Source organism: Halorubrum sp. SP3 (assembly GCF_005435195.1).
Lineage (GTDB): Archaea > Halobacteriota > Halobacteria > Halobacteriales > Haloferacaceae > Halorubrum > Halorubrum sodomense.
Map to the genome: position 1 here is coordinate 1 of NZ_SGTU01000658.1, position 251 is coordinate 251.

Consider the following 251-nt stretch of genomic DNA (forward strand, 5'->3'; position numbering starts at 1 on the left):
AGTCGTACGACCTCGAGCTGCGGATCGTCACGGCGACCGGTGAGACCCGGTGGGTCAGGGCCATCGGCGACCCTCAGTTCGGCGAGGACGGAGCGGTCACCGGAGCGCTCGGACTGTTCCAAGACATCACGGAGCGGAGAGAGTACGAGGCCGCCCTCGAATCGACGCGCGAGGAGCTCCGGCAGATCATCGACCTGGTGCCGGACCTCGTGTTCGTGAAGAACCGCGAGGGCGAGTACCTCCTGGCGAAC

General features: G+C 66.5%; 1 protein-coding gene. It reads left to right on the forward strand.

Going from position 1 to position 251, the window contains the following annotated elements:
- A partial coding sequence (locus EXE42_RS17870; RefSeq protein WP_137707130.1) for a PAS domain S-box protein occupies positions 1-251 on the forward strand: 251 nt, incomplete at both ends.